1 protein-coding gene is annotated in these 313 nt (G+C 70.6%); it reads left to right on the top strand.

What is annotated here, in order from left to right:
• The coding region (locus EN850_RS35200) for a hypothetical protein (RefSeq protein ID WP_210238075.1) at positions 1–313 on the top strand (313 nt) is incomplete at both ends.

Here is a 313-nt window from a genome sequence, read left to right as displayed (position 1 = left end):
TGGCGCTTCGTCGACGCCGGCAACGGCCCCGGCGACAACCCGATCCGGGTCGGCATCATCTATCGCAGCAACCGCCTGCAACCGCTGGGCAAGCCGGCCACACTGACCGGCGGCCCGTTCGTCGAGCACAGCCGCGTGCCGCTGGCGCAGGCCTTCCAGGGCAAGCACGGTGCGCCGTTCGTGGTGGTCGCCAACCACTTCAAGTCGAAGGGCTGCCGCGATGCGAGCGGTGCCGACGCCGACCACAACGACAACCAGGGCTGCTGGAACGCCACCCGCGTGACCTCGGCGCAGCAGCTGCACGCCTGGCTGC

Origin of the sequence: Mesorhizobium sp. M8A.F.Ca.ET.207.01.1.1, assembly GCF_004794715.1 — a bacterium.
In the GTDB taxonomy this organism is placed as follows: Bacteria; Pseudomonadota; Alphaproteobacteria; order Rhizobiales; family Rhizobiaceae; genus Mesorhizobium.
Note: the sequence above shows the minus strand (reverse complement) of the source record. Positions and strands in the feature narration are given on the sequence as shown.